Origin of the sequence: Arthrobacter zhaoxinii (assembly GCF_025244925.1) — a bacterium.
GTDB lineage: Bacteria > Actinomycetota > Actinomycetes > Actinomycetales > Micrococcaceae > Arthrobacter_B > Arthrobacter_B zhaoxinii.
In genome coordinates, this window is the sequence record NZ_CP104275.1 from 2490309 (window position 1) to 2516629 (window position 26321).

At 67.3% G+C, this 26321-nt stretch carries 24 protein-coding genes; 10 read left to right on the top strand and 14 right to left on the bottom strand.

Going from position 1 to position 26321, the window contains the following annotated elements; all coding sequences use genetic code 11:
• Nucleotides 1-71 precede the first annotated feature (71 nt).
• Nucleotides 72-1376, bottom strand: a complete 1305-nt coding sequence (locus tag N2K95_RS11615) for an AAA family ATPase (RefSeq protein WP_260651679.1) — start codon at nt 1374-1376, stop codon at nt 72-74.
• Nucleotides 1373-2035: a hypothetical protein gene (locus tag N2K95_RS11620; protein WP_260651680.1), complete on the bottom strand. Its 663-nt coding sequence runs from the start codon at nt 2033-2035 to the stop codon at nt 1373-1375. The genes N2K95_RS11615 and N2K95_RS11620 overlap by 4 nt, the downstream gene beginning before the upstream one ends.
• 212 nt (nt 2036-2247) lie before the next feature.
• Here N2K95_RS11620 and N2K95_RS11625 point away from each other — a divergent pair, with 212 nt between their 5' ends.
• Nucleotides 2248-2481 (top strand): helix-turn-helix domain-containing protein, encoded by a 234-nt coding sequence (locus N2K95_RS11625; RefSeq protein ID WP_255790165.1) that lies wholly within the window; start codon nt 2248-2250, stop codon nt 2479-2481.
• Nucleotides 2482-2522: 41 nt separating this feature from the next.
• On the opposite strand, the gene N2K95_RS11630 is transcribed toward N2K95_RS11625, so the two are convergent.
• Nucleotides 2523-3086, bottom strand: coding sequence for a hypothetical protein (locus N2K95_RS11630; RefSeq protein WP_260651681.1), 564 nt, complete (start codon nt 3084-3086; stop codon nt 2523-2525).
• Nucleotides 3087-3297: 211 nt separating this feature from the next.
• On the opposite strand from N2K95_RS11630, the gene N2K95_RS11635 reads away from it, so the two are divergent.
• Both N2K95_RS11635 and N2K95_RS11640 read left to right on the top strand, forming a co-directional pair.
• Nucleotides 3298-4092 carry a LysM peptidoglycan-binding domain-containing protein gene (locus tag N2K95_RS11635; RefSeq protein WP_260651682.1) on the top strand — a complete coding sequence of 265 codons (795 nt, stop codon included), beginning with the start codon at nt 3298-3300 and terminating at the stop codon, nt 4090-4092.
• Between the two features lie 77 nt (nt 4093-4169).
• A complete protein-coding gene (locus N2K95_RS11640; RefSeq protein ID WP_260651683.1) occupies nt 4170-4754 on the top strand; it encodes an Rv3235 family protein in 585 nt (194 codons plus the stop codon).
• A gap of 21 nt (nt 4755-4775) precedes the next feature.
• Here the strand turns inward: N2K95_RS11640 and secA are convergent, their stop codons facing one another.
• The 7 genes from secA to mtrA form a co-directional block, all read right to left on the bottom strand.
• Entirely contained in the window at nt 4776-7544 is a 2769-nt protein-coding gene (gene secA / locus N2K95_RS11645) for a preprotein translocase subunit SecA (protein WP_313771079.1), read from the bottom strand.
• Between the two features lie 89 nt (nt 7545-7633).
• Nucleotides 7634-8848 (bottom strand): winged helix-turn-helix domain-containing protein, encoded by a 1215-nt coding sequence (locus tag N2K95_RS11650; RefSeq protein ID WP_260651684.1) that lies wholly within the window; start codon nt 8846-8848, stop codon nt 7634-7636.
• Nucleotides 8849-8875: 27 nt separating this feature from the next.
• Nucleotides 8876-9601: a ribosome hibernation-promoting factor, HPF/YfiA family gene (gene hpf, locus N2K95_RS11655; RefSeq protein WP_260651685.1), complete on the bottom strand. Its 726-nt coding sequence runs from the start codon at nt 9599-9601 to the stop codon at nt 8876-8878.
• Nucleotides 9602-9727: 126 nt separating this feature from the next.
• The gene (locus N2K95_RS11660; protein WP_260651686.1) at nt 9728-10696 is read right to left on the bottom strand and encodes a ComF family protein; all 969 of its coding nucleotides are present in this window, start codon (nt 10694-10696) and stop codon (nt 9728-9730) included.
• Nucleotides 10697-10808: 112 nt separating this feature from the next.
• On the bottom strand, nt 10809-12536 hold the full coding sequence (locus N2K95_RS11665; protein WP_260651687.1) for an LpqB family beta-propeller domain-containing protein: 1728 nt from the start codon (nt 12534-12536) through the stop codon (nt 10809-10811).
• Entirely contained in the window at nt 12529-14217 is a 1689-nt protein-coding gene (mtrB, locus tag N2K95_RS11670; protein ID WP_260651688.1) for an MtrAB system histidine kinase MtrB, read from the bottom strand. Before mtrB ends, N2K95_RS11665 begins: the two co-directional genes overlap by 8 nt.
• A 22-nt stretch (nt 14218-14239) precedes the next feature.
• Entirely contained in the window at nt 14240-14917 is a 678-nt protein-coding gene (mtrA, locus tag N2K95_RS11675) for an MtrAB system response regulator MtrA (protein WP_260651689.1), read from the bottom strand.
• A gap of 221 nt (nt 14918-15138) precedes the next feature.
• On the opposite strand from mtrA, the gene N2K95_RS11680 reads away from it, so the two are divergent.
• The 6 genes from N2K95_RS11680 to N2K95_RS11705 are packed head-to-tail and all read left to right on the top strand — an operon-like array spanning nt 15139 to nt 21427.
• Nucleotides 15139-16473: a glycerophosphoryl diester phosphodiesterase membrane domain-containing protein gene (locus N2K95_RS11680; RefSeq protein WP_260651690.1), complete on the top strand. Its 1335-nt coding sequence runs from the start codon at nt 15139-15141 to the stop codon at nt 16471-16473.
• 14 nt (nt 16474-16487) lie between these two features.
• Nucleotides 16488-17186 carry a DUF4129 domain-containing protein gene (locus tag N2K95_RS11685; protein WP_260651691.1) on the top strand — a complete coding sequence of 233 codons (699 nt, stop codon included), beginning with the start codon at nt 16488-16490 and terminating at the stop codon, nt 17184-17186.
• A complete protein-coding gene (locus N2K95_RS11690; protein ID WP_260651692.1) occupies nt 17183-18421 on the top strand; it encodes a DUF4350 domain-containing protein in 1239 nt (412 codons plus the stop codon). Before N2K95_RS11685 ends, N2K95_RS11690 begins: the two co-directional genes overlap by 4 nt.
• Nucleotides 18418-19452 carry an AAA family ATPase gene (locus tag N2K95_RS11695; protein ID WP_260651693.1) on the top strand — a complete coding sequence of 345 codons (1035 nt, stop codon included), beginning with the start codon at nt 18418-18420 and terminating at the stop codon, nt 19450-19452. Before N2K95_RS11690 ends, N2K95_RS11695 begins: the two co-directional genes overlap by 4 nt.
• Nucleotides 19453-19457: 5 nt before the next feature.
• A complete protein-coding gene (locus N2K95_RS11700) occupies nt 19458-20750 on the top strand; it encodes a DUF58 domain-containing protein (protein WP_260651694.1) in 1293 nt (430 codons plus the stop codon).
• Nucleotides 20751-20752: 2 nt separating this feature from the next.
• Entirely contained in the window at nt 20753-21427 is a 675-nt protein-coding gene (locus N2K95_RS11705) for a DUF4166 domain-containing protein (protein ID WP_260651695.1), read from the top strand.
• A 13-nt stretch (nt 21428-21440) separates the two neighbouring features.
• Here the strand turns inward: N2K95_RS11705 and N2K95_RS11710 are convergent, their stop codons facing one another.
• Genes N2K95_RS11710 through N2K95_RS11725 form a run of 4 tightly spaced genes read right to left on the bottom strand, consistent with a single transcriptional unit; the run spans nt 21441 to nt 25338 of the window.
• On the bottom strand, nt 21441-22559 hold the full coding sequence (locus tag N2K95_RS11710) for a uroporphyrinogen decarboxylase/cobalamine-independent methonine synthase family protein (RefSeq protein ID WP_260651696.1): 1119 nt from the start codon (nt 22557-22559) through the stop codon (nt 21441-21443).
• Complete coding sequence (locus N2K95_RS11715; RefSeq protein WP_260651697.1) at nt 22543-22920, bottom strand: chorismate mutase; 378 nt, start codon at nt 22918-22920, stop codon at nt 22543-22545. The genes N2K95_RS11710 and N2K95_RS11715 overlap by 17 nt, the downstream gene beginning before the upstream one ends.
• Nucleotides 22921-22963: 43 nt before the next feature.
• Complete coding sequence (gene mnmA / locus N2K95_RS11720; RefSeq protein WP_260651698.1) at nt 22964-24115, bottom strand: tRNA 2-thiouridine(34) synthase MnmA; 1152 nt, start codon at nt 24113-24115, stop codon at nt 22964-22966.
• On the bottom strand, nt 24112-25338 hold the full coding sequence (locus tag N2K95_RS11725) for a cysteine desulfurase family protein (RefSeq protein WP_260651699.1): 1227 nt from the start codon (nt 25336-25338) through the stop codon (nt 24112-24114). The genes mnmA and N2K95_RS11725 overlap by 4 nt, the downstream gene beginning before the upstream one ends.
• Nucleotides 25339-25495: 157 nt before the next feature.
• Here N2K95_RS11725 and N2K95_RS11730 point away from each other — a divergent pair, with 157 nt between their 5' ends.
• A complete protein-coding gene (locus N2K95_RS11730; RefSeq protein WP_260651700.1) occupies nt 25496-26248 on the top strand; it encodes a nucleoside/nucleotide kinase family protein in 753 nt (250 codons plus the stop codon).
• Nucleotides 26249-26321 lie beyond the last annotated feature (73 nt).

Here is a 26321-nt window from a genome sequence, read left to right on the forward strand (position 1 = left end):
CGATAGTACTTACGTCCGCCTGCTCCGTTGCAGCCTCTTCCTATCGAGCCTAGCCGCGAATGCGCCAAAGGTCACTTTGCCCGCGTCCGAGGTGCGCCACGTCGTCGGCCGGGGACCTGCACGCCCGCCAGCTCGGCGATGGAGGCGCGAAGGGCCGAGGCGGGCGCCGTTTCCAGCAGTGCTGTCCCGGAGAGCAGGGAGGCGTCGGCGGCGTCGTAATCGGCCGGCAGGAAGGCAGCGATTTCCCCTCCCGGACCGAACCTTTCCCAGGCCCCGCGCAGCTGGCTTTCCGGCTGCCGTCCGACGGAGGAGGCCCTTACCTTATTCAGCACGACGCGCGGCTCGAGTCCCGGAACCGCTCCTGCCAGGTCGGCGAGGGCACGGACCAGGCGGGGAACTCCGACGGAATCGGCCGTGCCCACGGCGTAGACCGTGTCCGCTGCTTCGAGCACCAGGAGGGTGGAGGCGTTGCGCCGCGGAGCCATCGTGTCGAAGCTGAGTTCCTCGTCTGTTTCCAGCGAGAATCCACAGTCGACGATGATCAGGTCCGCGATTCTCCGCGCCGCGGCGAGGACGCCCGCGAGCGCGGCGGGGCGCAGTTCGACCCACCGGTCGGAGCGGGTGATGCCGGTCAGCACCGACAACCGGTGCCCCCGGAGGGAAACCCCGGCCGAGATCCTGCGCAGCGCGGCGTCGTCGAGCAGTCCCTGGTCGGCAAGGCGGCAGGCCTGGGCCAGTCCGGCGGATTCATCGAGCAGTCCGAGGCTGACGGCCACGCTGGAACCGTACGTGTCGGCGTCGATAAGCAGCACCGCTGTGCCGGCAGCTGCCGCCTCGGCCGCCAGGTTGACGGCGAGCGTGGTCCTGCCCGGAGCTCCGGCCGGCCCCCAGACAGCGGTAACCGTACCCCTGCGCCCCTCCGGCAGCGCAGTGTCGTCGGGTCCCGGGGCGGCGGTGCCCGCACCGAAGGCAGCGGCCGGGTCTGCGAGGCTGTTGCTGCCTCCCGTCCGTGTGTCCTGCACGGGCTGCTCCAGCGCCTGGACCGCCGCGGAAATCAAGTCGGCGAGCGCACCCGGGTCGACACCGCTGGGGGCATTCACGATCCGAAGGGCCTCCAGCCGCTGCCGAAGGATCGGATCATCGGCGAGCGCCACGAGCGCCACTCCGGCAGCCGCGAGGCGTTCGGCCAGTGCTGCGGTGAGCTCACCTGCCTCATCGGCGACGACGGCGGCGCGCACTATTCCGCTTTGCGAGACGGCTATGAGTTCCGTCAGTTCGGTGCACCGCCGGACCACGGTCACGGGACCCTGCAGCCGTTCCAACCCGTCGAGGACACCGGCGGTAGCGGCCCCTACGGTGGCGACGGGGATATTCACGAGCCCGGTGAGGGGTTGTGGACCACGGTGATCTTGGCCTGGTTGGATAAGGCGCTCAGCAGCAGCGGCAGGTCGGAGTCGTCCACCAGGACCAGCAGCTCCGTACTGCGGTTCGCGCCCAGCGCGGACTCGGTGACGGCCAGCTCCGATATCTCTGCGGCTTCGATCAGCTGCTTCGGCTCATCGAACCCGTTGCGGGCGTTGGGCATGGCCGCCCAGATGTCGACACGCGATCCCGCGTCCGTGCTGGCGGGCAGCGGGTCCTCCACCCGCAGTCCGACCGGTTTGCGGTCCAGCTGGTCCGGTTGGACCAGCGAGGACCGGGCAACCAGTTCACCTTTGCGGAGCGCCGCACCGGCGACGGCGTTCTCCGGTATTCCTCCGGCAACGGGGAGATACAGCTCCTCGGCGTTGCCGAGCCGGACCGGCACCGCGAGCAGGTCCTCGGCACGGATGGACGTGCCCGGAGGAACGTCGCGGCTCACGGCATAGACCTCCGTTGTCCGGTCGGCGCTGCTGACCAGGGTGACAACCCCGGCAACGGATCCGAGCACCAGCAGGATTCCCAGCAGGAGGCGGGGATCCCGCCACGACGGTTTGCGCAGCCGTGCCGCTGACGGTTCCGTACCGGTTGCGCGGTCGGTTAGGTGCAGGCTCATGGTCCCCCTTTTCTCCCCTGGCTCACCCTTCACCCCGGACCGGGGCACTGGATGGGCTCATTGTGGAGGAACTGCCGGAGGAAGCAAACGGTGGTTTCGAGGAAAGTCGAATCTGTGGATAACCCCTGAGCATGATCCCGCTGGTGTCACACTGGTGCTGCTGGTATACAACGGGTGCATACCGCGGCAGTGCGGTGCGAAAGGTGAGTGGCGTGGGCGATAAGAGATTTCTGACGCTGGTCGATGTCGCCGAGGTGCTGAACATCTCCTCCTCGCAGACTTACGCCCTGGTCCGCAGCGGAGAACTTCCGGCGATCCAGATCGGAGGCAGGGGGCAGTGGCGGGTCGAGTCGCAGCAGCTTGAAGACTACATTTCCCGTGCCTACCGGAAATCTGCTGCAGCTGTGCGGCAGGGCATTCCCCTGGAGGAAAACGCCGGAAGCTGAGCCCGGGGAGCCGGCCGCGTCACGGTGGCCGAGGTGCCGTGTCACGGCCAGCCGTTCTGTTGTGACAGTAGCGCGGCCACGGTGGCTGTCGGCAGGACGTAGACCCCCGTGACGTTTGTGCTGCGCCGCGGCTGGTCGGACGGCACAACGGCCAGCTCCAGGAAGTCGCTGCCCACCCGGTCGATCGTGCCGTGCAGGGCACTTTCGGCTGCTGCCCCGGCGGAGCGGATCAGCACGGCGCTCCGGTCCCTGGCGATGCTGCGCAGTGCGGACGTCACTCCCAGCCGCACCTGCCCGGCGGGCCGGCTCGCGAAGCGGTCCATCCCCCTGATGGCAACCACGTGGGACAACACCGCCAGGGCGGCGCCCCGGTCCTGCTCCAGCACCACCCACCCTTCCCCCACATGCCGCAGGATTCCCCGCAGCACCCCTGCTGTGCCGAGGTCCAGGAGCAGCTCCTTTCCGTTTTGGCTCCGCAGCCTGTCCTGCAGGCTGATTCCGCGCAGTTCCATCCGGACACGGTCGGAAATCTCGCTTTCCGCGGCCAGCCCGGCAGCCGCGGCAAGCTGTGCCTCCATATCCCTGAACAGGGCGTCCCATCGCATCGCCCAAGGCTAGCGTCCACCACGGCAGCCGACCACTCTGGACAGCGACCAACACGAAGTGTAGACACGGGCATCACCTGGGTCATACGGCACCAAAAAAGCCGAAACCCAGCTAATGACACCAAACAGCACTAAAAGACATCAACCTCACCAAACGGGTCTAACGAACAAAATAAACCGCTCCGTTTCGGCTCATTTCCTGGAGAATGCCATGACTGGAAACGCGTCCCCCCGCCGGCTGGCTGCAGATGCCCTTGCAACCGGCGCCATAGCGGCCGCCGGCCTGTTGCTGCTGTGGTGCGGCGCCCGGATGCTGCCGGGCGCGGTGACCGCGGGTTCCACCCTGTTCTCCCCGGACCCGCTGTCCGGAACCGTGCTTTCCCTGACAACCCTGACTCAGATCGCCGGGTTCGGCGCTGCGGCAGCAGGCCTGCTGCTGACACTCTGGTGGATGGCGGGGCTTGCCTGCGCACTGGCAGGGTGCCTGCTGCACCGCTTCGGCTTCCGGACGGCCGGCAGGCGGACGCTGGCCCTGGCGCCCGGGCCGCTGCGCCGGCTGGCATCGGCTGCACTGGGGATCTCGCTGGCTGCCGGGGGAACACTCGGAGCGGTGCCCGGCGCAGCGGCAGCCGGAACAGCCGTCACCCGGACCTATGCAATGGAAGCGGAGCTGTCCGGAACACGTGTACCGGCAGCCGCTGCGGAAACCGGGCCCCCGGCGTCAGACGCTCCGGCGGATACCGTCTCGCCGCTCTGGCGTCCTTCTCCCCCGCCGTCCGCGGGCGGCGGCCTGCTAACAGGTACCACCCGGCCTGATGAACGGGAAGTTGTGGTCGCGGCGGGAGACACCCTCTGGTCGCTGGCGGCATCCCAGCTTGGACCACAGGCCACGGACGCAGAGACTGCCGCCCACTGGCCCCGCTGGTACGAACTGAACAGGGCGGTGATCGGTCCCGATCCGGGCCTGATTCATCCCGGCCAGGTGCTGGCCGTTCCGCCCCCGTAAGGGGACCCGTTCGAAGCCGGCGGCCCGCCGCTTCCCTCACGTAAGAACAGCACTTCCGCGCTAGGAAAGGACGCACCATGACCAGCGTAATATTCCTACCCGCTCCCGATGCCCCGCCTGCACCTCCGGATGAGCCGGCTGACGGAACCGCCGGTCCCATCGCGGTCTATCTGGCCCCTTCCAGGGAGGCACTCCCGGCCCCGGTGCCGGCCACACCCCGCGAACGTTACAGCCGGGCTGCGGATCTGCCTCCCGGTCCCGCACCCGGAGCCGCCAACTGGGCTTCGGCCCCGGAAGATGACGCGCGGGTGAAAGCCATCTGCCAATCGGTGGCGCTGGCGGCGCTTGAAGTGCTGGGCGGCGTCCGGCCCCTGCAGCAGATGTCCCGCTGGCTGGATCCGGAGAACTATGAACGGCTGCAGATGCGTGCCAACCTCGTCCGCGGCCTGCAGCAGGATCCCCGGGCACGGTCCGGGAAGGCACCCGATCCGCAGCTGCTGCACCGCGGCGTACGCATCCGCTCCTGCCGGCTCTGCCCGGTGTCGGAGGGAATCTACGAGGCCACCGTGGTGGCCCTGGAACATGACAGAGCCCGCGCCGTCGCGCTGAGGGTTCAGCTGCGGCGCGGGCTCTGGAAGGTTACTGCCCTGGAGATCGGCTAGGTCCTAGCCGGTCCTTTCCGGTTACTTGCGTCGTTTGGCTTTCTTGGCAGCGGACTTGTTACCGGTGGAGGCGGCCTTTCCCGCCGCCGGAGCGGACGGGTCCGCCGGCGCACTGCCGCGGGTCCGTTCCACCCTGGTCTCCACCCCGCCCTGGCTGTTTGGTGCGGTGAACTGCAGGCTGGCCGGCTGCTTCGGAGCTTCCAGGCCTGCCGCCTTGATGACCGGGGTGCCGACGACGCCGCGGGCATCCTTGACGCCGGACAGCGCAGTTGCTGCCGGGGCTGCGGGTTCGCTGACCTGCACGTCGGCGTTGAAGAGGTACCCGACGCTTTCCTCGCGGATGGACTCCATCATTGTCTGGAACATGACGAAACCTTCGCGCTGGTATTCCACCAGGGGATCGCGCTGGGCCATGGCCCTCAGCCCGATGCCTTCCTTGAGGTAGTCCATCTCGTACAGGTGCTCCTGCCACTTGCGTCCGATGACCGAGAGCACGACGCGCCGCTCCAGTTCCCGCATGGTGGCCGAGCCGAGGGCTTCCTCGCGGGCCTGGTAGGCCAGCTTCGCGTCGGACAGGATTTCATTGTGCAGGAACTCGCGGGAGAGCCTGGACCGGCCGCCGGCTTCCTCGACCACCTCGTCGATGGTGAGGCTGATCGGGTACAGCGTCTTGAGGTTGGTCCACAGCTGCTCGAGATCCCAGTCGTCGCCGTGGCCCTCCGCAGTCGCTTCGTTGACGACGGCGGTGACGACGTCTTCCAGGAAGAAACCGATCTTCTCCTGCAGGTCGTCGCCTTCCAGGATGCGGCGGCGGTCGCCGTAGATGGCCTCGCGCTGGCGGTTCAGGACGTCGTCGTACTTCAGGACGTTCTTGCGCTGTTCGGCGTTGCGTCCTTCGACCTGTCCCTGCGCATTCTGGATTGCCTTGGACACCAGCTTCGATTCGAGGGCGACGTCGTCCGGCATGGACGAGCTGTTCATGATCCGCTCGGCGGCACCGGAGTTGAACAGGCGCATCAGGTCGTCGGTCAGCGACAGGTAGAAACGCGATTCGCCCGGATCGCCCTGGCGTCCGGACCGTCCGCGGAGCTGGTTGTCGATGCGGCGGGACTCGTGGCGTTCGGTGCCGAGCACGTAGAGCCCGCCGAGTTCGACCACTTCCTGCTGTTCGGCGGCGACGGCCTGGCGTGCCTTTTCGAGGGCGTCCGGCCAGGCCGCCTCATAATCCTCGGGGTTGTCGTTCGGGTCCAGCCCCCGCCGCTCCAGTTCGGCAATCGCGTTGAACTCCGCGTTGCCGCCGAGCATGATGTCGGTGCCGCGGCCTGCCATGTTGGTGGCTACCGTTACGGCGCCCTTGCGTCCTGCCTGCGCGACGATGGCGGCTTCACGTGCATGGTTCTTCGCGTTGAGGACTTCGTGCCGGATGCCTGCCTTGGCCAGCTGCTTGGAGAGGTACTCGCTCTTTTCCACGCTGGTGGTGCCGACCAGTACGGGCTGGCCGGACGCGTGGCGCTCGGCAATGTCCTTCACGACGGCGTCGAACTTTGCCACTTCGTTCTTGTAGATCAGGTCGGACTGGTCAATCCGGGCCATGGGCTTGTTCGTGGGGATGGGCACCACGCCGAGCTTGTAGGTGCTCATGAACTCGGCGGCCTCGGTTTCGGCCGTGCCGGTCATGCCGGCGAGCTTTTCGTAGAGGCGGAAGTAGTTCTGCAGGGTGACCGTGGCGAGGGTCTGGTTCTCGGCCTTGATGACCACCCCTTCCTTCGCCTCGATCGCCTGGTGCATGCCCTCGTTGTACCGGCGTCCGGCGAGGATACGGCCGGTGTGCTCGTCCACGATCATGACTTCGCCGTTAAGGACCACGTAGTCCTTGTCCCGCTTGAAGAGTTCCTTGGCCTTGATGGCGTTGTTCAGGAAGCCGATCAGCGGGGTGTTCGCTGCCTCGTACAGGTTGGAGATGCCGAGGTAGTCCTCGACCTTCTCGATGCCCGGCTCGAGGATTCCGACGGTGCGCTTCTTCTCGTCCACCTCATAGTCGGTATCCAGCGTGAGCCGCTGGACAACCTTGGAGAACTCCGTGTACCACCGGTTCACGTCGCCGCTCGCCGCACCGGAAATGATCAGCGGGGTACGGGCCTCGTCAATGAGGATGGAGTCGACTTCGTCGACGATGGCGAAGTGGTGGCCGCGCTGCACGAGCTCGGCGGCGCTCCAGGCCATGTTGTCGCGGAGGTAGTCGAAACCGAACTCGTTGTTGGTTCCGTAGGTGATGTCGGCGGCGTACTGTTCACGCCGGGTGGCGGGGTCCTGGTTGGAGAGGATGCAGCCGCTGGTCATCCCGAGGAAGCGGAACACGCGTCCCATCAGATCAGACTGGTACTCGGCCAGGTAGTCGTTGACGGTCACGATGTGGACGCCGCGTCCGGTCAGGGCGTTGAGGTAGGCCGGGGCGGTGGCCACCAGGGTCTTGCCTTCACCCGTTTTCATTTCGGCAATGTTGCCCAGGTGCAGGGCGGCGCCGCCCATCAGCTGGACATCGAAGTGCCGCATGCCGAGGGTTCGTCCGGCTGCCTCGCGGACGGCGGCAAAAGCTTCGGGAAGGAGATCGTCGAGCGACTCACCATTGTTGTAGCGCTCTTTGAGGCGGTCCGTTTCACCCCTGAGTTCGGCATCGGTCATGCCCTTGAACTCGTCCTCGAGCACGTTGATCGCGTCGGCGTAGTTACGCAGTGTCTTCAGCGTCTTCTTGTCGCCGGTACGAAGAACTCGTTCGAGTAGTGATGCCACTGATTTGCTCCCAATCTAGTTGCCGAAATCTGGCGTCCTCAGTCTACGTGAGAGACGTACCGTGACGGTCCGCCGTTCCCTTATGACTGTTATTCCCTGCATACTGCCAGCTTCAGGGCGGGAGCCAGGTCTCCCATGGGCTTCACCATAATCTGCCCGAGCCCCAGCCACTCTGCCATGAGCCGCAGCTCCGCAGCGAGTTGACGCGCCGTATGCGGGGGCGCCCCGGGTTCCGAAAAGGCTGCCTGAACAAGCAGCATACCCGCGGCGCGGTTCGCTTTGAGGTCCACTCTGGCAACGAGTTCCTCCCCCAGCAGGAACGGAAGCACATAGTAGCCGTACCGGCGGGCGGCAAGCGGGGTATAGATTTCGATCCGGTAGTGGAAGCCGAAGAGCTCCTCGAGCCTGCGCCGCTCGAAAATCAGCGAATCGAACGGACTGAGCAGCGCCTGCCCGGACACGGTCCGCGGAACCACTGCTTCCGCGTGCAGATACGCCGGCTGCCGCCAGCCGGCCACTTCCACCCGTTCGAGAATGCCCTTCCCGGCCAGGATCTCGGCGGCGACTGCGGTCTCACGCTGCTGCAGACGGAAATAATCGGCAAGCCCCCGAACCGTCGCGATGCCGTGTGCCCGTGCTGCAACCTCGGTCAGGCGCAGCACGGCCTGCTCGGGATCGGATGGTTCCAGCGCCGCTGCGCCCGCCGGATGGACTGCCGGAGTAGGTGCGTACAACCGCTCGAACTGCGGTGTCCGTCCCGCGGAGCTGATCAGCCCGGCGGCAAAAAGATCCTCCAGGACGCGCTTGGCGGCATTCCAGTTCCAGCCCCAGTCCGAGGTATCCCGTACCTTGCTGTGTCCCAGGAGCTCCACGACCTGGCGGGAGGTCAGGGGCTTGCCCGCGGTCTCGAGATGGCCGAGGATCCGTTCCCGAAGGTCCTCTGCCAGCGCCGGCGGCAGGGAGTGGGCGGTCATCCAGGTGCGTCGTTGGACGGCGCGCAGATCCGCAAAGAGTTCAGGCCGGACAAAGCTTGCCTCATGGGCCCAGTATTCGACCATCCGGCGGGGACGGCGGGTCCCCAGCCGGTCCAGGAGCGCCTGGTCGTACGGCCCCAGCCGGGAAAACAGCGGCAGGTAATGGCTGCGCGCCAGGACGTTCACGGAGTCGATCTGCAGCAGGGCAAGCCGCTCAAAGGTACGGCCCACCTGCCTTGCGCTAACAAGGCCGGCGGGCCGCACCCTGGCCAGTCCCTGCGCCGCCAGCGCTGTACGGCGGGCCTGGCGGAGGGAGAGCTGGGTTTTCATCCCCTCATCCTAGGGGGCGTTGACTGGTCAGGCGGTTGCGCGGTCATCCGTGGGGGTTTCCGCCACACGGTAACCGCGGATTTCCTCCCGGGGTTCTTCTGCGCCGTCGGCGCACTTCGAGTCCAGGGTGATGACCCCGTAGGTCCAGCCGCGGCGGCGGTACACCACCGATGGCGCACCGGTGGCGGAATCCACAAACAGGTAGAAGTCGTGGCCGACCATCTCCATATTGTCCACGGCGTCGTCAAGGCTCATGGGGGCACCCGGGAAAACCTTGCGCCGGATCAATACGGGGCACTCGCCGGTGTCTTCGTCTGCTGCCGCGTCCTCGGCGTCGTTCTCGCGTTCCTCTGCGGCCGCAGCGACCTGCGCGTAGAGCGGTTCGGAGGTGCTCACGGGACCAAGATCAGCGGTGGCAACCCGGACGGGTATCGGTGCGTGGCGCCCGTGGTGCACCTTGCGCCTGTCACTTGCCCGACGCAGCCGTTCCAGCAGCTTCCCGTATGCGAGGTCGAACGCCGCGAACTTGTCTCCGGATGTTGCCTCGGCACGGATGATGGGACCACGTCCGGTGACCGTGATTTCCACGGTGAGGGCGCTGTCTGCGTCCCGGACGTTACCCTGCTTCGTGACCCTGGCCTCCACCCGCTGGACTTTGTCGCCGAGCGCCTCCACTTTGCCGATCTTCTCTTCGGCGTACTCGCGGAACCGGTCTGATACTGCAACGTTACGTCCGCTGATCATGAATTCCATGGTGCCCTCCAATAGATTTCGGTGACACAACAACGGCCGCTGTCAGTTGCCTTCGCGACCGTTGCCGCAGGATAGCCCCGCTACTTGAAGCTATCCATACTCAACACGTTAGATCACCGCCGAACTTTATTCACGTCTCGCGATTCCGTTTCCACCACCCGCGCCGAGCACCCCCGGAACAGCAGGAAAAGCGGGGCCAGTGTTACGCGAGGGGGCCGGTGTGGCTGCTATGACCGCCGCGCCCAGGACCTTTGCCCCTGCCGCGCGCAGCGCCCGAACGGTCTCCGCGATGGTGGCACCCGTGGTCAGCACGTCGTCCAGCACCAGGCAGTGGACCCCGGCAAGCGCTCCGGACGGACCGGCGGTCATGGTGCCGCGCACGTTGCGCCGCCGAGCACTGCGGCCGAGTCCCTTTTGCGGACCCGGAGACCGCGGTGCACCGGGACCGGGCCTGCCCGGCCCCCAGGCCCCTTCGTTCCACAGCCGCTGCAGTGCTCCCGCCGGGCCGTGCCCTTTTGCCGGGGAGACCAGGGACGCTACCGTGCAGCCGGCGGGCAGCAGCCGGCGGTGCCGGACCCGCTTCAGCAGCAGCATCAGCGGAACGTAGCCGCGTTTTCTACGCGAGGCTCCGGTGCCGGGAACCGGAACCAGGACCAGCGGATGAACCACTGCCGTCTGCCGCACCTCCAGCACCGCAGCCTGCAGGACACCCGCCAGCACCGGGGCCAGGAACCCGGCCAGGTCGGTGTGCCCCCGGTTCTTGAAGGCCAGCAGGGTCCGGGCCAGGCCGCCTGAGTACGGTCCCGCCGCCATAACGGGCAGCGGGGTAAAGGAGTCAGTGTCCTCCGGCGCAGGCCGCGGCAGCACCGGCTCCGCCGCAGGAAGGGCGTCCGCACCCTCCTGGGCAGGGTATGGATGCAGCGTGCCGCGGCGGATCCGTACAGCACATGCACTGCACAGCGAACTGTCCGGGGCGCCGCACACCACGCAGGAAACCGGAGCCAGCACGGCGGCCAGCCCGGCCGCTGCTGCGGCGAACCTCTGTCCCGTCCGGGAATACAGCAGCCGGTCCAGCTGCCCTGGCGGTGTGTCCATCTCTCCAGCGTGGACCGGCGGAACCCGGCAGCACACCGGCGCCGCCGGATCCGGGGACTGCTGCTGCCGGCCCGCCGTCGTTGTTCCGTTGTGGAGGAAAGGAACTCCTGCGTCAGCCCGGGAAGGCCGGGTCCCGTGTTCCTTCGGTCCGGAGTGACCAGCTGCTCCCGACTTTGTTGAAGATGCCCTCTTCCGTCTGGATAAAGATGTCCTCAATGCCGTTTCCGGCGCTCAGGCCCGCGATTCCTTCCTTCGGGGAAAGCAGTTCAGATTCACGGCCCGGACCAAGGATCACCGGAGCAGCTTCCTCTGCGCCTGCCTGCACCGCAACCACGGTGTCCTCCGAGACCCACTTGGCCCGGTTCACGACCCCGGCTTTCGAAGGCACCTGGAGTTTCATCGGTACCGTGAGGGAAAGGGGAACCCCTTCGGGTGAACGGACGACGCCGGCAATCATCACTTCACTGCGCCCGTCCTGGTTGGCAACAACCAGTGCCCGGGTGCCGTCCCTGGAAATCCGGAGTTCGGTCACCGTCAGCCCCTCCAGCCAAGGTGCCGTGAGGACCGCGGCGGAACTGCGGTCCCCTCCGAACGGTACGGCGAAGACCTGTGAACCGGTGCCCGAGGGCTGGGAAGTCCAGACCCACCGGCCCGGATCCACGCTCGGCGGCGTAAACTTTTCGGCGTCCGCGGCCACACGGACATCCTGCCCGGTTCCGGTGATCAGCAAAGTGTCCTTCCGATTGTCCAGGAACGCGATCACCGATCCATCCTCAAACATGGCGGGATCCCGGGGACCGTATTCAGCCACTGAAGGAACATCCCCGATGGGCTCGGGACCGTCGGCGTAGTACGCCAGTTCGCCCTCGTTGACCACAATCTGGGTGGCACCGGCGGAGGGATCCGCCACAGCGGACTCCAGCTCCCCGCTGCCCTTGCCGAGGTCCACGTCCCGCTGGTCCACCGTCATCTTCACGGAAGTAACGTTGTTCAGGCGCAGGTTCTGTTTAAGCTGCTGCACCATTTGCTGGCGGTTCAGGTCGCTTGAGTCCAGAAGCGAGTCTGCTACGAAATCCACGACAGCCTCCCCGGACGCCACGGGGACAGCATCGCGGGCCAGGGTTGTCCCGGCCGGAAAGGCACTGACGACGGCGCCCTGCAGGTACGGCGCGGGACCGACGAGCAGCTCCTTGACAATGTTGGCGGCAATGCCGGCGCGCTGGATAAACCATCGGGTATCCGGCACCCAGTACTCGTAATCGCTCGAATAGAAGTAGAGGTTGTGGTCGGTGAAGAGCGCGGGGAAACTTGCCAGGGACACCATGATTCCATCCGGCACCGCGCTAAGCCGCCGCTGTCCCTCTACCTCTTCCAGCCGCACGGGGAACGTTTCGGTAGTGCCGTCCGGAGCGTCCGTGCGGATGCCCCGGGCATCCACGCTGCCGTGCACTTCCAGCTGGATCTGGAACAGGTCCGGTTCCGGCATGGCCACGATGCGCGAGGACCGGTAGATGGTCACCCGTTCCGTAGGCGCCCAGGTGTCCGCCAGTTCCGGAGCCAGGAACTGGCGGGCAACGCTGTAGTCATCCACCGCGCCCTTACCCGCTTCGATGAAACCCTGGATGATGTCCTGCGGCGAGGCATCCTCGGCGGGACCTTCCGGCGAGAAGACGGCGTCTTCCCCGGTGTCCCCGTTGTGCTCGGCCGCGGCTGTGCCGACCGGCCCGACGGTGGGTATCGATGAGCAGCCGGCCAGCACGAGGACGGCGCTGAGCCACAGAACCAGCATCTTCCCGGGACGCCTCATCCGCGGCTTGGCCTGCATGTTCCTTCTAGGCATCAGTTCCCTCTTCCCCGGCCGGTGCAGCCGCGGTGAGCGCGCGGGGTCCGGCAACGATATCGCGGGGTGACAGGGGCACCGGAGACGTCTCGAATCCCGTGCCGTGGCGGCGGGGAAGCGTCAGCCGGAAGCACGAGCCGTTTCCGGGCTCACCCCAGGCCTCAAGCCAGCCGCTGTGCAGGCGCGTGTCTTCGGTGGCGATGGACAGGCCCAGCCCGCTGCCGCCGGTGGTGCGTGCACGCGCCGGATCCGCCCTCCAGAAGCGGTCGAAGACATGCCCGGCGGCCTCCTCGGTCATCCCGATGCCGTGGTCCCGGACCGCTATGCCTACGGCGTCTTCGGAAGCTGCTATGGCAATCTCGATGGGTTCTCCTTCGCCGTGTTCCAGCGCGTTTACCAACAGGTTACGCAGGATCCGTTCGATCCGGCGCGGATCGGCGTCGACCACGCAGCTCGACTCCTTGGACACCACAAGAACCTCGGATCCGCAGTTGTTCGCGAGCGGTTCGGTCGCGTCAATGACGTCACGGACAATATGGAAAACATCGGTGGGTTCCAGATCGAGGACAGCCGCACCGGCGTCGAACCGGGAGATCTCCAGCAGATCGGCCAGCAGCGCCTGGAAGCGTTCCACCTGGTGGTAGAGCAGTTCCGTGGAGCGCCGGTACATGGGATCGAAGCTCTCACGCGCATCGTAGAGAACCTCCGCGGCCATGCGCACCGTGGTGAGCGGGGTACGCAGCTCATGGGAGACGTCGGAAACAAAGACCTGCTGCATCCGGGACAGCGTGGCCAGCTGTGTGATCTGGTCCTGCAGCGTGCCGGCCATGTGGTTGAACGACGCCGCCAGCCGCGCTACTTCGTCCTCGCCCTTGACCTCCATGCGCTCCTGCAGTTCGCCCGCAGCCAGCTTCTCCGAAACGGCTGCTGCGTCGCTGACCGCTCCCAGCCCCGCCTTGGTCACGATCCATGCGATGGTGCCGCTGATGGCGAGCAGGAGGAAGCCTGCAATCCAGAGAATCCGGTGGATATCGTCGAGGGTTTCCTGCATCGAATGCAGGTCATAGATGAGGTAGAGGGCATATTCGGAGCTGTCCGGCGGCAGCGTGACCTTGGTGCCGAAGGCAATGCCGGGTTCCCCGTTGGCGAGTTCCAGCGGCGACCAGAACACGTAATCCGTCTCGGACTCTGAGGCCTCGCTTGCCACCACGGCGTCGCTGAGTGCTACGGGAATGCCGTTTGCAGTGATTTTTCCACTGTTCACCGAGGAGATGTACAGGGGATCCTGCGTCGGCAGCGGGGTGAGCAGGTAGGTCCGCTGGGCATCCGCGCCCTGTCCCTCCAGCAGCGGCAGGGTGTCCATGACCAGCCGGTCGGTGCTTTCCCGGTCGCTGGCGGCGGTGTTCCGGAAATTGTCCTTCACATTGGCCAGGCCCGCCGTCGCTTCGGGCCGGAACTGGGCCAGCCGCTCTTCGTACAGCGAACCGGCAATCTGGTGCGAGAGGAACGCACCGATACCGGCGCCCGCCAGGGCCACGAGCAGGAGCGTGGAAACAATGGTCTTGAACTGCAGCGACCGGCGCCACTGACGGGCTATGCGGTGAAAAGTGGCCCGGCGGAAGGCATCGCGCAGGCGCAGCAGAGCCTGCAGCGACGAGGAGACTTTCGGGTTCCCGGCCATCCCGGCCAGGAACCCCGGCAACTTAGCTCTGGCCGGCTTTATATCCGACACCGCGCACCGTCAGTACAATCTCGGGTGCTTCGGGGTCGCGTTCAATCTTGGAGCGGAGCCTCTGCACATGCACATTCACCAGCCGCGTGTCCGCGGCATGGCGGTATCCCCAGACCTGCTCCAACAGCATCTCGCGGGTGAAAACCTGCCAGGGCTTGCGGGCCAGGGCCACCAGCAGGTCAAATTCCAGCGGCGTCAGTGAAATGCTGTCGCTGCCCCGCGTCACGGAGTGGCCTGCAACGTCGATGGAGACTTCGCCGATCCGCAGGGTTTCCGGCGATTTCTGGTCGCCCGGGCGCAGCCGGGCACGGACCCGCGCCACCAGCTCTGCGGGTTTGAAGGGCTTGGGCACGTAGTCGTCCGCACCCGATTCCAGGCCGCGGACGACGTCGGACGTATCGGATTTGGCGGTGAGCATCACGATGGGGGTGTCGGACTCGCCGCGGATCTGCCGGCACACTTCGATTCCGTCGATGCCGGGAAGCATCAGGTCAAGCAGGACCAGATCCGGCTTGCTGTTGCGGAACACTTCCAGCGCTGAGGAGCCGTCGGCGCAGAACACCGGGTCAAACCCGTCGTTACGCAGCACGATTCCGATCATCTCGGCGAGTGCTTCGTCGTCGTCTACGACCAGTATGCGTGCCTTCATAACTCCCTGTTTTCGCTGCTTGCTTCCACGCCCGCCGCTGCGCGCGTGCCGCAGCAGTCCTGACGGCTGCCGCTCCCCCACGGCGTGCCAATGCCGCCTAAGTTAATCCCTATCATCCTAAGGGACACAAACGGCGCCACGGCTCGCCGGGTGCTGTTTGGGCGGAGCATCACTATAGTCGAGGTAATAAACGCGAGCGCCTGCGGGGGAAACGGGTCAAAATGAGCGAGGAAGAACACAGCGGCCGGGAACATACAGGCCGGGAACACCGGAACGACGGCGCCGGCGAGCCTGCGCCCGGAAGCACCGGGCAGCAGTGGAACCAGGCGTCCGGCTCCGGCCCGTGGAGCCCTGCAGACGGGCAGCCCGGCCCGCCGCCGCCCGGCCCGCAGCAGCCTGTCCCTCCGCCGCCCGGGATACCGCGGCCCGGGACCAACCCGTGGGCGCAGCAGGGCAATCCGTGGGGACAGCAGCCGGCCGCGCAGGGATCCGCCTGGGGCCAGCCGAACCCCTATTCGGGCGGCACCGTCCCTCCGCCCGGCTATACACCGCCGCCCAAGCCGGGCGTCATTCCCCTGCGTCCCCTGGGACTGGGTGAAATCATGGACGGAGCCTTCCAGGCATGCCGCCGCAATGCGCTTGCCGCCTTCGGCAATGCGTTTGTCGTCCAGGCCGTGATCACCCTGCTGATCGTCGTGCTGGGCGTAGGCCTGGTCGCTTCCTTTGAAGGGTGGCTGCAGAGCGGGGCCTCCAGCGGAGAAGTCACCGGTCCCCTGGTGGGAATGGCGGTGGGTTCGGTTTCCACCCTGGGCGGGCTGTCCCTGGCCGGGGTGTTGATTGTTCAGGGCCTCCTGGTGCTGCCCGTGGCGCGGTCCGCCCTGAACCTCAACACCCGCTTCGGCCAGGTCTGGCAGCTGGCCCGCGGCAGCCTCGGCCCGCTGGCGGGCCTCGCCCTGCTGATGCTGGCCGGAGCCGCCGCCGGCGTCACGGTCCTTGTCCTGCTGGGGTACCTGATCCTCGACGCCTTCCAGGCGATGGGGCTTATCGTCGTGATTCCGGCCTTCTTCGCCGTCATTGCCGCCGCTGCCTGGGTCTCGGTCAAACTTTCCCTGGCTCCGGCGGCGCTGGTGCTGGAAGGCATCGGGGTCTTTCCTGCCGTCAGGCGGTCCTGGCAGCTGACGAAAGGCAACTGGTGGCGGACGTTCGGTATCCTGGCCCTCACCAGCCTGACCGTGAACGTCCTGTCCCAGATCCTTTCCGTGCCGCTCACCTTCGGCATCAGCGCCCTCACAGTGGTGGATAACGTCGCCGTGACAGTCCTCAGCGTTGTCCTGCTCTTCGCGGTCAGCCTGCTCGTGGCAGCCCTCACCTGTGCCTTCCAGAGTGCCGTCACCGCGCTGCTGTACATCGACCTGCGGATCCGCCGCGAAGGGTTCGACCTTGCCCTGATGAAGGACCAGGAGAACCCGCAGATCACGGACCCGGGCTTCCTGCCCGGCAGGAAAGCGGTCCCCGTGGTGCACGGGCCGTACGGTCCGCCCGCGGGCACGCAGTAGAGATGCTGTCCTCTGTGCGTTTGCCGGCGGGTCCGGCAGCGGATCGGTTCCCCGGCACGCTGGACCCCGATGCCCCGATCGAACCGGATACGGACCAGGCACGGGAATGGGCCCGGGACGAACTGGCGAAGCGGGTCTACGAAGACGCCAAACCGGGCCTGCTTGACCGGCTCTGGGAGCACGTGAGCGCATGGCTGAACGACATGCTCCAGGATGCGGACGGCCTCGGCGTCGGGCCGGGTGTCCTGGTACTGGTGCTGGCCGCCGTCGTCCTGCTGGCTGTCGCTGTCCTGATCATCCGCCCGCGGCTGAACGCCTCTGTCCGGAAGCGGACCGAGGTCTTTGCCGACGACGTGGTGGAGCGGGCTTCGGACCACCGTGCCCGCGCGGAACGGGCTGCGGCCGGGCGCCGCTGGAACGACGCCGTGGCCGAGCATTTCCGGGCCATGGTCCGTTCGGCGGAGGAACGCGTCATCTTCGATGCCCGGCCCGCCCGGACTGCAGCCGAAGCGGGCGCCCGACTGGCTTCCGCCTTCCCGGAATACCGTCCGGAGATCATGGAGCTGCGGCAGCTCTTTGATGAGGTCCTCTACGGCAAGGGGAACGCGGACGAAGCCGGGTACCTCCGTGCACAGGCCCTCGACACGGCTCTGGAAACCTCCCGTCCCTCGTCCTCCGAAACGGACGAACCCGTGCTGGCGGTGCCGAAATGAGCGTGGCTGCCGGCGAAAAGGAAGGCGTCCCCGAATCGGAGAGCCGGAACGCTGTGAGCGGCGACGGACTGCATCCGCCGGCGGCCCGCGGCCGGATTCCGGGCTGGCTGCGCCGGCACCGGGTCCCGTTTCTGCTTGTCCTGCTGCTGTGCGCGGTGGTCCTTGCCTCGGTCTGGGGGCGCACGGATCAGGACACCAGCGCGCTGTCCCCCGCCAATCCGGCTCCGGACGGTGCCATGGCCGCCGCTGAGATTCTGGCTGGCCAGGGAGTGGACGTGCAGCATTACGAGCAGCTGGCACAGGCACAGGCTGCCCTGGCAGACAATCCCGGGGCCACGTTGCTGTTCCTTGATCCCTCCGGCTTCCTCAGCAGTGAGCAGCGGGAGGATCTGGCCGACGACGCCGGCCGGGTGGTGCTGGTGGAACCGTCCTTTGAGCAGCTGGCGGATCTGGCCCCGCAGATCCTTTCCGCCGGGCTCCTTCCCCAGGATCCCGCCCTCCACCGGCTCGACGCCGACTGCACCAACGACGACGCGGAGGCCGCCGGCACCATCGAGGCCGGCGGGAAGACCTACCGGGGGCCCGTCACCTGCTTCCCGGCACCCGGCAGCCAGGGGGCCGGCGCCGCAGGTTCCTACGCGGCTACCAAGGGTGGGTCCACTGTGGTGCTGGGCAGCGCGGACCTGCTCGCCAACGAAACCCTTGACCTCAAGGGCAACGCTGCGCTGGCCCTCCGCACCCTCGGCGCGGACGAAACCCTGGTGTGGTACCAGGCCGGCCCCTTCGACGTTCCCCCGTCCGAAGCACCCGTCGATCCCTTCTCCTTCCTGCCCCCGTGGGTGAATCCGCTCCTCTTCTGGTTCCTGCTGGTCGCCGTTTTAGCAGCGTTCTGGCGCGGCCGCAGGCTTGGCCCGCTGGTGGAGGAGCCCCTGCCCGTGATCGTCCATGCCGCGGAAACCGCCGAGGGCCGGGCCCGCCTGTACCAGGACAGCAAGGCCGTCGGCCATGCGGCCGCAACCCTGCGTGCTTCGGCCATGACCCGGCTGGCCGCACATCTGCGCCTGGGCCCGGGAGCCACTGCCGGCGACGTGACGCGTGCGGCGGCAGGCGCCTCCGGCCGGAGCTATCCCGCGACCGATTATCTGCTCAACCAACGACTACCCGGAACCGGCGCGGAACTCGTGCACTGGGCCCAGGACCTGAAAGACCTAGAGGAAGAGGCCACTTCATCATGAGCCAGCAGTACGAACCGTATGCACCCGCGCCCGCCGGAGCCGCCAACGGCACCGCGCCGGTCCCGCCGCTTCCCCCGGAAGAGGACCCCGTCCGTGCAGCCCTCGCACAGGTCCGCCGGGAAGTGGCCAAGGCCGTGGTTGGCCAGGATGCGGCCGTCACCGGGCTGATTATCGCCCTGCTGGCCAGGGGGCACGTGCTGCTCGAAGGGGTGCCCGGCGTGGCCAAGACGCTGCTGGTCCGGAGCCTTTCCGCGGCACTGGATCTGGACACCAAGCGGGTCCAGTTCACTCCGGACCTGATGCCCGGCGACGTCACCGGTTCCCTGATCTATGACAACCGTTCCTCTGAATTCTCCTTCCGGGAGGGGCCGGTGTTCACCAACATCCTGCTCGCGGATGAAATCAACCGCACCCCGCCCAAGACCCAGGCGTCCCTGCTGGAAGCCATGGAGGAACGCCAGGTGACCGTGGACGGCGTCACCCGTCCCCTGCCGGAACCGTTCATTGTTGCGGCAACGCAGAACCCGGTGGAGTACGAGGGTACCTATCCGCTCCCCGAAGCCCAGCTGGACCGCTTCCTGCTGAAAATGACGCTTGACCTTCCGAGCCGGGACGACGAGATCGAAGTGATCCGCAGGCACAGCAGCGGTTTTGATCCCCGGAACCTGGCCGCAGCGGGCGTCCGTCCGGTGGCTTCCGCCCGGGACCTGGAGCTGGCCCGCGAAGCAGTCGCCCGCGTCGCTGTGGCCCCCGAGGTCCTTGCCTACATCGTGGACGTCGTGCGCGCGACGCGTGCGGCGCCGTCGTTCCAGCTGGGGGTGTCACCGCGCGGAGCCACGGCCCTCCTGAATACTGCCCGGGCCTGGGCTTGGCTCTCGGGGCGGGCTTTCGTCACCCCCGACGACGTCAAGGCGCTGACCCTTCCCGCCCTGCGGCACCGCGTGGCGCTTCGCCCCGAAGCCCAGATGGACGGGGTCAATGTGGACAACGTGCTGGGAAGCATTCTCGCCACCGTGCCGGTTCCGCGGTAGCGCTGATGGCTGTTTCGGGCCGGTTTGTCCTGCTGGCGCTCCTGGGCTCCGTCGCCGTCGTCCTGTATCCCGGTGCCGTGTCCATCCTGCTGTGGCTGGCTTTCCTGGCCGCCGCTGCCGGGCTGGACCTGCTGCTGGCTGCGTCGCCGCGGCGGCTGAGGGTGGAGCGCAGGCTGCCGGACAGCGTGCGGCTGAGCGAAACCGCGGTGGGAACCCTGGTCCTGCGCAATGATGCCGGGCGCCGTCTGCGGGCCGTGGTCCGCGACGGCTGGCAGCCCTCCGCCGGCGCCCGGAACCCGCAGCAGCGCACAGCGGTCCCCGCCGGTGAAGCCCGGACCATGGACGTCCTGCTGGAACCTGCCCGCCGCGGAATCCTGACGAGCGGGCATGTGGCGGTGCGCAGTTTCGGGCCGATGGGGCTGGCGGCGCGCCAGCGGACCCTCCCGGTGCCGGGGGAAATCCGCGTACTGCCTCCCTTCCATTCCAAACGGCATCTGCCCTCCAAACTGCGCCGGCTGAGGGAGCTGGACGGCAACACGTCGGTGCAGCTCCGCGGGGCCGGAACCGAATTCGACTCCCTGCGTGAATACATCCGCGGAGACGATGTCCGTTCCATCGACTGGCGTGCCACCGCCCGGCGCCAGGACACTGTGGTGCGGACCTGGCGTCCGGAACGCGACCGCCGGGTGGTCATTGCGCTGGATACCTCCCGGACGTCGGCTGCCCGGATCGAGGACGAACCCCGCCTGGACACCGGCATCGAGGCCACCCTGCTTCTGGCAGTGCTGGCCCGCAGCGGCGGGGACCGGGTGGATTTCCTGGCCTTCGACCGGCGGATCCGGGCACGCGTGGACTCCGGCGGCCGGGAAAACCTGCTGAGCCGGCTCGTTTCGGCCGTGGCTCCGCTGGAGCCCGAACTCATTGAGGCGGACTTCTCCCTGCTGCCCGGAGCAGTGCAGGCCGTGACTGCGCGCCGCTCGCTGGTGGTCCTCATCTCCGCGCTGGATTCCGGCGCTGTCGAGGAAGGGCTGGTGCAGGTCCTGCCCCGGCTGCTGGAAAAGCATGTGGTGGTGGTTGCCTCCGTCCGGGATCCGGGCCTGGATGAGCTGCGCAGCGGCGGCGGAACCACGCCGGCGGTCTTCCGTGCCGCTGCCGCCGAGCGGGCACTCCTGGACCGGGCTGCCGTCAGCGCGCAGCTGCGTTCCATGGGCGCGGAAGTCGTGGACGAGCCGCCGCATGAACTGGCCCCGAAGCTGGCAGACATGTATCTGCGGCTCAAGGCCACCGGAAGGCTGTAGCCGTGGACTCCGTGTACCGGCAGGTCCTGGGGTCCCGTTTTCAACGCCTGCAGCCGGAGCTGCAGCAGTATTTCAGCCTGGGGGCGGACAGCGGCCGGTTCGGGGAAGGCACCGGCGTCTTCCTCCGGGCCGGCTGTCCGCGGCCCTGGCTGCGGCCGCTGCTGCCGCTGGTTCCGGTGTCCAACGCGTTCTTCCCGGAGTTCGGAACCTCGGTCCCCTTCTCCATCCGCAACTTTCCGCACCGGGACCCGTGGGGCAGGCCGGCGCTGACCGCCGTCCGCAGCTTTGATTTTCCCGGCCGGCGCCGGATCTTCGAAGACACCACGGTGCTGACCGGCCCCGGAACGCTGACCGACTATCTCGGACGGCGGCGCAACCTCGCAACGGACCTGGTCCTGCGGGTCACGGAGGACGGGCATCTGCACATGAATTCGCCGGGCAGCCGGCTCTTCCTGGGTCCGCTGCGGCTGCCCCTCCCCCGCGTCACGGGTGCCGACGCGCAGGTGGAACAGTGGTGGGACCCGCAGCAGCAACAGTTCCGGATCCGTACCCGGGTGATCCAGCGCCAGGTCGGCACCGTCTTCGAATACGACGGCGCCTTTAGCTACACATACCGCGGATTCGACGGCACCCTGCCGCCCGGCGTCGAACCGGAACGCTGGCAGCACCGAACCTAGTGCGGTGATCCGGCTATGCCTCGGCGACCACCTGGTCCAGGGCGGAAGCCGTCTGTGTAAGGCGTGCCAGGACCTTCCGCGCTGCCTCCGGAGGCAGCTCCGCGAGGCCAGCTGACGGTGTGAGCCGAAGCGCGGGCAGGTCCTGCAGCGACAGCCCCAGTTTCCGCCAGGGCCGCAGCACCCGCTCCACCAGGGCACTCACCTGGGGCAGTTCGGTTCCGGCTGCCGGCACGGGCAGGATACCCAGCCAGATCCGCCGGCCGCTTTCGACGGCCTCGGCAATGCCTTCCCAGTCCCGGGCATCCAGCCCGTCCGCTGCCAGGGCCGCGCCCTGCGCACCGGCCCCCAGCGCCAGTTCAAACGGAGACTGCGTGCCGGACCGGAGCGGACCGAAGCCTTCTGCCCGGGGCAGGGAAAAGACTGCGTCCGCGCCCACCGCCTCAACTGCGTCACAGACCTGGTGCCAGGCGCCGGAGACCTCGGAGGAGGGTACGGACCGGAGGGTGCGGTACCCGCTGGCCGTGGGGATTCCGCCGGCCAGGACGGCGGCAATGTCCGGTTCCTCGATCTGCACCGTGATCCGTGCCCCGGGTGCCGACGACGCCGCACGGGCCACGTAGTCCCCGATCCCGGCGGTGAACGACTGGACCATGTCCCGGCGGGCTCCGGCGTCGGACAGCGCCCGCTCACCGTTGTGCAGATACAGGTTCGCGGCAAGCGAGAGCGGCCCGCGGAGGGAGATTTTCAATGCCTCGCCGGTACGTTCCTCTGCGCCGATGACGTCCGCCAGGACGTTCAGGTCCTGGGTCAGCAGGGAAACCGCGCGGCGGTGGTCCTTGCCGGGGCGTTCCACCAGGCGCCAACCGTGCGGCTGGATGTCCACGAAAAGATCCACCAGCAGGGAGGCACTGCGTCCCAGCGCGTCCGCGCCGGGACCGCGCTGCGGCAGTTCCACCAGGAAGGGCAGGTGCGGATCGCCCAGCTCGCCGCGGACCACCCGGCTGGATTCGACCGGATCGGTCCCCGGCCAGCTGCCCGCCGCCGTCGCGGTGACCAGGCCGTTGCGCGCTTCGGGGCGGGAGGGGACGTCCGGAGCTGCCGGGCCCTGTTCCGGTTCAGGCCTCTGCGGCATCTGTTCCACCGTTGCGGGTCTGGGAAATCGCCTGATGGTGGCGGATTACCTCGCTGATGATGAAGTTCAGGAACTTCTCCGCGAAGGCAGGGTCGAGGTGCGCGTCCTCGGCGAGGCGGCGCAGACGGGCAATCTGGGCTACTTCCCGTCCCGGGTCGGCCGGCGGCAGATGGTGCTCCGCCTTCAGGTGGCCCACCCGCTGGGTTGCCTTGAAGCGTTCGGCAAGGAGGTACACCAGGGTCGCGTCGATATTGTCGATGCTGCTGCGCATGGCAAGCAGCTCTTCCATGACGCCCTCGGCGACCTTCCCGGAAAGGGAACTTGCCCGCGGATCAAAGTCTTCGTCGGGTGATTCACTCATTGGTCCTGTATGGCTCATTGGTCCAGTTTAGGTGGACCCGGAGCTAGGCGACGGCGGCCGGGTTCCATTCCAGGGAACGCGCCGAGTCGATGGTCGCCTGGCCCAGCACGCGGGTGCCCTGGTAGAGCACCATGGACTGGCCGGGGGCAACTCCGCGCATGGGTTCCGTCAGGCGGACCACAAGCTCTTCACGGAGGTCTCCGGTGGCGTCATCGGTGACGTCTTCCATCCAGCCGGTGGCTGCCACGGGGTCTCCGTGCGCCCGCACCTGGACCTTGCAGTCAAACTTCGTCCGGGCAGCGATCTCGGGGATGGGACGTCCCGCCCAGGAGATTTTGATGCCGCGCATCTGGTCGATGTTCAACAGCTGCTCGGGCCCGACCACAACCTTGTTTTCCTTGGGCCGGATCTCCAGGACGAAGCGGGGCTTGCCGTCCGCGGCGGGCGTGCCGAGCTTCAGGCCGCGGCGCTGGCCCACGGTGAACGCATTGGCGCCGGGATGGGTGCCGAGCTTCTCGCCCGTCTCGTCGACAATGTCGCCCTCGGTCATGTCGATGCGCTCTTCGAGCCAGCCGCGGGTGTCGCCGTCGGGAATGAAGCAGATGTCGTGGCTGTCCGGCTTGTTGGCCACGGACAGGCCGCGGCGCTCGGCCTCGGCCCGGACCTCGGCCTTGGACGGCGTCTCGGCGAGCGGGAACATGCAGTGGCGCAGCTGTTCTTCGGTCAGCACACCCAGCACGTAGGACTGGTCCTTGGCCCAGTCGGCGGCCCGGTGCAGCTCCGGATCGCCCTCGGCGTTGGTGATCACCTTGGCGTAGTGGCCGGTGCATACGGCGTCGAAGCCCAGCGCCAGCGCCTTTTCCAGCAGGGCGGCGAACTTGATCCGTTCGTTGCAGCGCATGCAGGGGTTGGGGGTGCGGCCGGCGGCGTATTCGGCCACGAAGTCGTCCACCACGTCTTCCTTGAACCGCTCGGAGAAGTCCCAGACGTAGTAGGGAATGCCCAGGATGTCGCAGGCACGCCAGGCGTCCCGGGAGTCCTCAATGGTGCAGCAGCCGCGGCTGCCGGTACGCAGGGTGCCCGGCATCCGGGACAGCGCCAGGTGGACGCCGACGACGTCGTGTCCGGCCTCAACTGCCCGTGCCGCGGCCACGGCGGAGTCGACTCCGCCACTCATTGCTGCCAAAACCTTCATGAAGTAAAACCTGTTCCTGCTGTCTGGATGCTGCTTACGTGTCCGGCCATGCCGGCTTTCTTGGCCCGCTCATATGCTTCTGGAAGTGCCTGCAACAAAATGTCAACGTCTTCGGCGGTCGTTGTATGCCCGAGGCTGAACCGCTGGGCCCCGCGGGCCTCGGTTTCGGTCAGTCCCATCGCCAGGAGTACGTGCGAGGGGCGCGGGACACCGGCCGTGCAGGCGGACCCCGTCGAGGACTCGACGCCGGCCAGATCCAGCAGGAAGAGCAGCGAATCGCCCTCGCAGCCCGGGAACGTGAAGTGGGCGTTGCCCGGCAGGCGGCGCCCTCCGCCGTCGTCGTCACGTGCCCCGCGCAGGACGGCCTCCGGAATGGCCCGCTCGACGCCGGTGATGAGGTAGTTCCGCAGGGTTCGCAGGCGTTCGGACTCGTCCGCAAGGTGCTCGGCGGCGTCCTGCGCTGCGGCAGCGAAGGCTGCGATTCCTGCAGTGTCCAGGGTTCCGGAGCGGATATCGCGTTCCTGCCCGCCGCCGTGCTGCACGGGAGTCAGCTTCACTGACCGGCCCACCACGAGCGCCCCTACGCCCACCGGACCGCCGATCTTATGGGCGCTGAGGGCCATCGTGTCCAGGCCGGCGGCACGGAAGCCGATCGGCAGCGCGCCGAAAGCCTGGACCGCATCCGAGTGCACGGGCACACCGTATTCGTGGGCCAGGGAAGCGATCGCGCGGATGTCCTGGACGGTACCGACTTCGTTGTTCGCCCACATGGCGGTGAGCAGCGCCGTACTGTCCGCATTGGCCTCGAGTTCCCGGCGGATGGCCTCGAGGGAAATGACGCCGTCGCTGTCCACCGGGATCCAGACCGGCACCGCGCCTTCGTGTTTCTCCAGCCATTCGACGGCGTCCAGCACGGCATGGTGTTCGATGCCTGAGACCAGGATCCGGTTGCGCACCGGATCGGCGTCGCGCCGGGCCCAGAAAAGACCCTTGACGGCGAGGTTGTCCGCTTCGGTGCCGCCGGAGGTGAAAATGATCTCGGAGGGATGGCAGCCTGCAGCAGCGGCCAGGATTTCCCGGGAGTCTTCCACCACCATTCGGGCGCGGCGGCCCGAACCGTGCAGCGACGAAGGGTTGCCGCTGCGGCTGAGTTCTGAAGTGAGTGCGGCGAGGGCCGAAGCCGAAATCGGCGTGGTCGCCGCGTGATCTAGATACACGGGCACCAGCCAATTCTAGCCGCCTCGGCTCCGGTAACCGATTCGGGTGGCTGCGATTTTCCTGACCCTCAGCCTGGGCGCGGCAGCGCAGGCCCCTGGCTGCTCCCGAGACCCGCTTATTCCGTGACCCTTCCGGGACGGGGAGTCGTGGCAGACTGACCCGATGCAGCCTCATGACCCGGTGACCCGGCAGGTTCTGCACCCGCACCCTGCGCGGAAACGGAACGCAGTGATGTCGGATCTGGCCGTGCTGTTGCTGTCCCGGCGGCCCGGCAGGCGTCTGCTGGTAGCAGTCGACGGTGTGGACGGAGCAGGTAAAACCACCTTCGCGGATGAACTTGCGGTTGCCCTTAGTTCCGCCGGCGGTGCTGCTGGCCGGCAAATTCTGCGGGTCGGCATGGATGACTTCCACCATGTACGTGCGGTCCGGCACCGGCGTGGACGCTGCTCGCCGGAAGGTTTCTGGCTGGATTCCTACAACCTGGACCAGTTCACGGAGTACGTCCTGGCGCCCCTGGCCTCCGGCGCCGCCGCGTTCCGGGACCGCGGCCACGACCTCTCTACGGACGCGGTCCTGGCGCCCGAACCCGTGATGGCCGCCAAGGATGCCGTAGTGCTTATCGACGGGCTTTTCCTGCACCGGGAGGAGCTCCGACACTATTGGGACTTCTCCGTGTTCCTGGACGTGCCGTTCGATGTGACGGCTGCACGTATGGCAGCCAGGGACGGCACAGGGACGGGTCCCCGGCAGGCCGGGGTACTGACTCCGGGCAAGGACCGGTATGTCGGCGGACAACAGCTCTATTTCGCTGCGGCGGACCCCGCCGCACGGGCGGACCTGGTGCTGGACAACAGCCGCGCGGACACGCTGCGGGTGATCAACGGGAGCGGCGCCGGCTACCGGAAGCAAGGGTGACCGCACGCCTGGAAAGCTCCTCACGGACGGCCGTCCCGGACACTCATTGGCGCGGAGAATTCATCTGCCCGAA

Excerpts from the sequence above, each read along its gene's own strand:
- N2K95_RS11715 (WP_260651697.1), bottom strand. The coding sequence starts at position 22,920 with ATGAGTGAATCACCCGACGAAGACTTTGATCCGCGGGCAAGTTCCCTT.
- N2K95_RS11730 (WP_260651700.1), top strand. The coding sequence starts at position 25,496 with ATGCAGCCTCATGACCCGGTGACCCGGCAGGTTCTGCACCCGCACCCT.
- mtrA (WP_260651689.1), bottom strand. The coding sequence starts at position 14,917 with ATGAAGGCACGCATACTGGTCGTAGACGACGACGAAGCACTCGCCGAG.
- N2K95_RS11630 (WP_260651681.1), bottom strand. The coding sequence starts at position 3,086 with ATGCGATGGGACGCCCTGTTCAGGGATATGGAGGCACAGCTTGCCGCG.
- N2K95_RS11700 (WP_260651694.1), top strand. The coding sequence starts at position 19,458 with ATGGCTGTTTCGGGCCGGTTTGTCCTGCTGGCGCTCCTGGGCTCCGTC.
- N2K95_RS11665 (WP_260651687.1), bottom strand. The coding sequence starts at position 12,536 with ATGCCTAGAAGGAACATGCAGGCCAAGCCGCGGATGAGGCGTCCCGGG.
- mtrB (WP_260651688.1), bottom strand. The coding sequence starts at position 14,217 with ATGGCCGGGAACCCGAAAGTCTCCTCGTCGCTGCAGGCTCTGCTGCGC.
- N2K95_RS11660 (WP_260651686.1), bottom strand. The coding sequence starts at position 10,696 with ATGGACACACCGCCAGGGCAGCTGGACCGGCTGCTGTATTCCCGGACG.
- N2K95_RS11695 (WP_260651693.1), top strand. The coding sequence starts at position 18,418 with ATGAGCCAGCAGTACGAACCGTATGCACCCGCGCCCGCCGGAGCCGCC.
- N2K95_RS11680 (WP_260651690.1), top strand. The coding sequence starts at position 15,139 with ATGAGCGAGGAAGAACACAGCGGCCGGGAACATACAGGCCGGGAACAC.
- N2K95_RS11635 (WP_260651682.1), top strand. The coding sequence starts at position 3,298 with ATGACTGGAAACGCGTCCCCCCGCCGGCTGGCTGCAGATGCCCTTGCA.
- N2K95_RS11640 (WP_260651683.1), top strand. The coding sequence starts at position 4,170 with ATGACCAGCGTAATATTCCTACCCGCTCCCGATGCCCCGCCTGCACCT.
- N2K95_RS11710 (WP_260651696.1), bottom strand. The coding sequence starts at position 22,559 with ATGCCGCAGAGGCCTGAACCGGAACAGGGCCCGGCAGCTCCGGACGTC.
- hpf (WP_260651685.1), bottom strand. The coding sequence starts at position 9,601 with ATGGAATTCATGATCAGCGGACGTAACGTTGCAGTATCAGACCGGTTC.
- N2K95_RS11650 (WP_260651684.1), bottom strand. The coding sequence starts at position 8,848 with ATGAAAACCCAGCTCTCCCTCCGCCAGGCCCGCCGTACAGCGCTGGCG.
- N2K95_RS11690 (WP_260651692.1), top strand. The coding sequence starts at position 17,183 with ATGAGCGTGGCTGCCGGCGAAAAGGAAGGCGTCCCCGAATCGGAGAGC.
- N2K95_RS11620 (WP_260651680.1), bottom strand. The coding sequence starts at position 2,035 with ATGAGCCTGCACCTAACCGACCGCGCAACCGGTACGGAACCGTCAGCG.
- mnmA (WP_260651698.1), bottom strand. The coding sequence starts at position 24,115 with ATGAAGGTTTTGGCAGCAATGAGTGGCGGAGTCGACTCCGCCGTGGCC.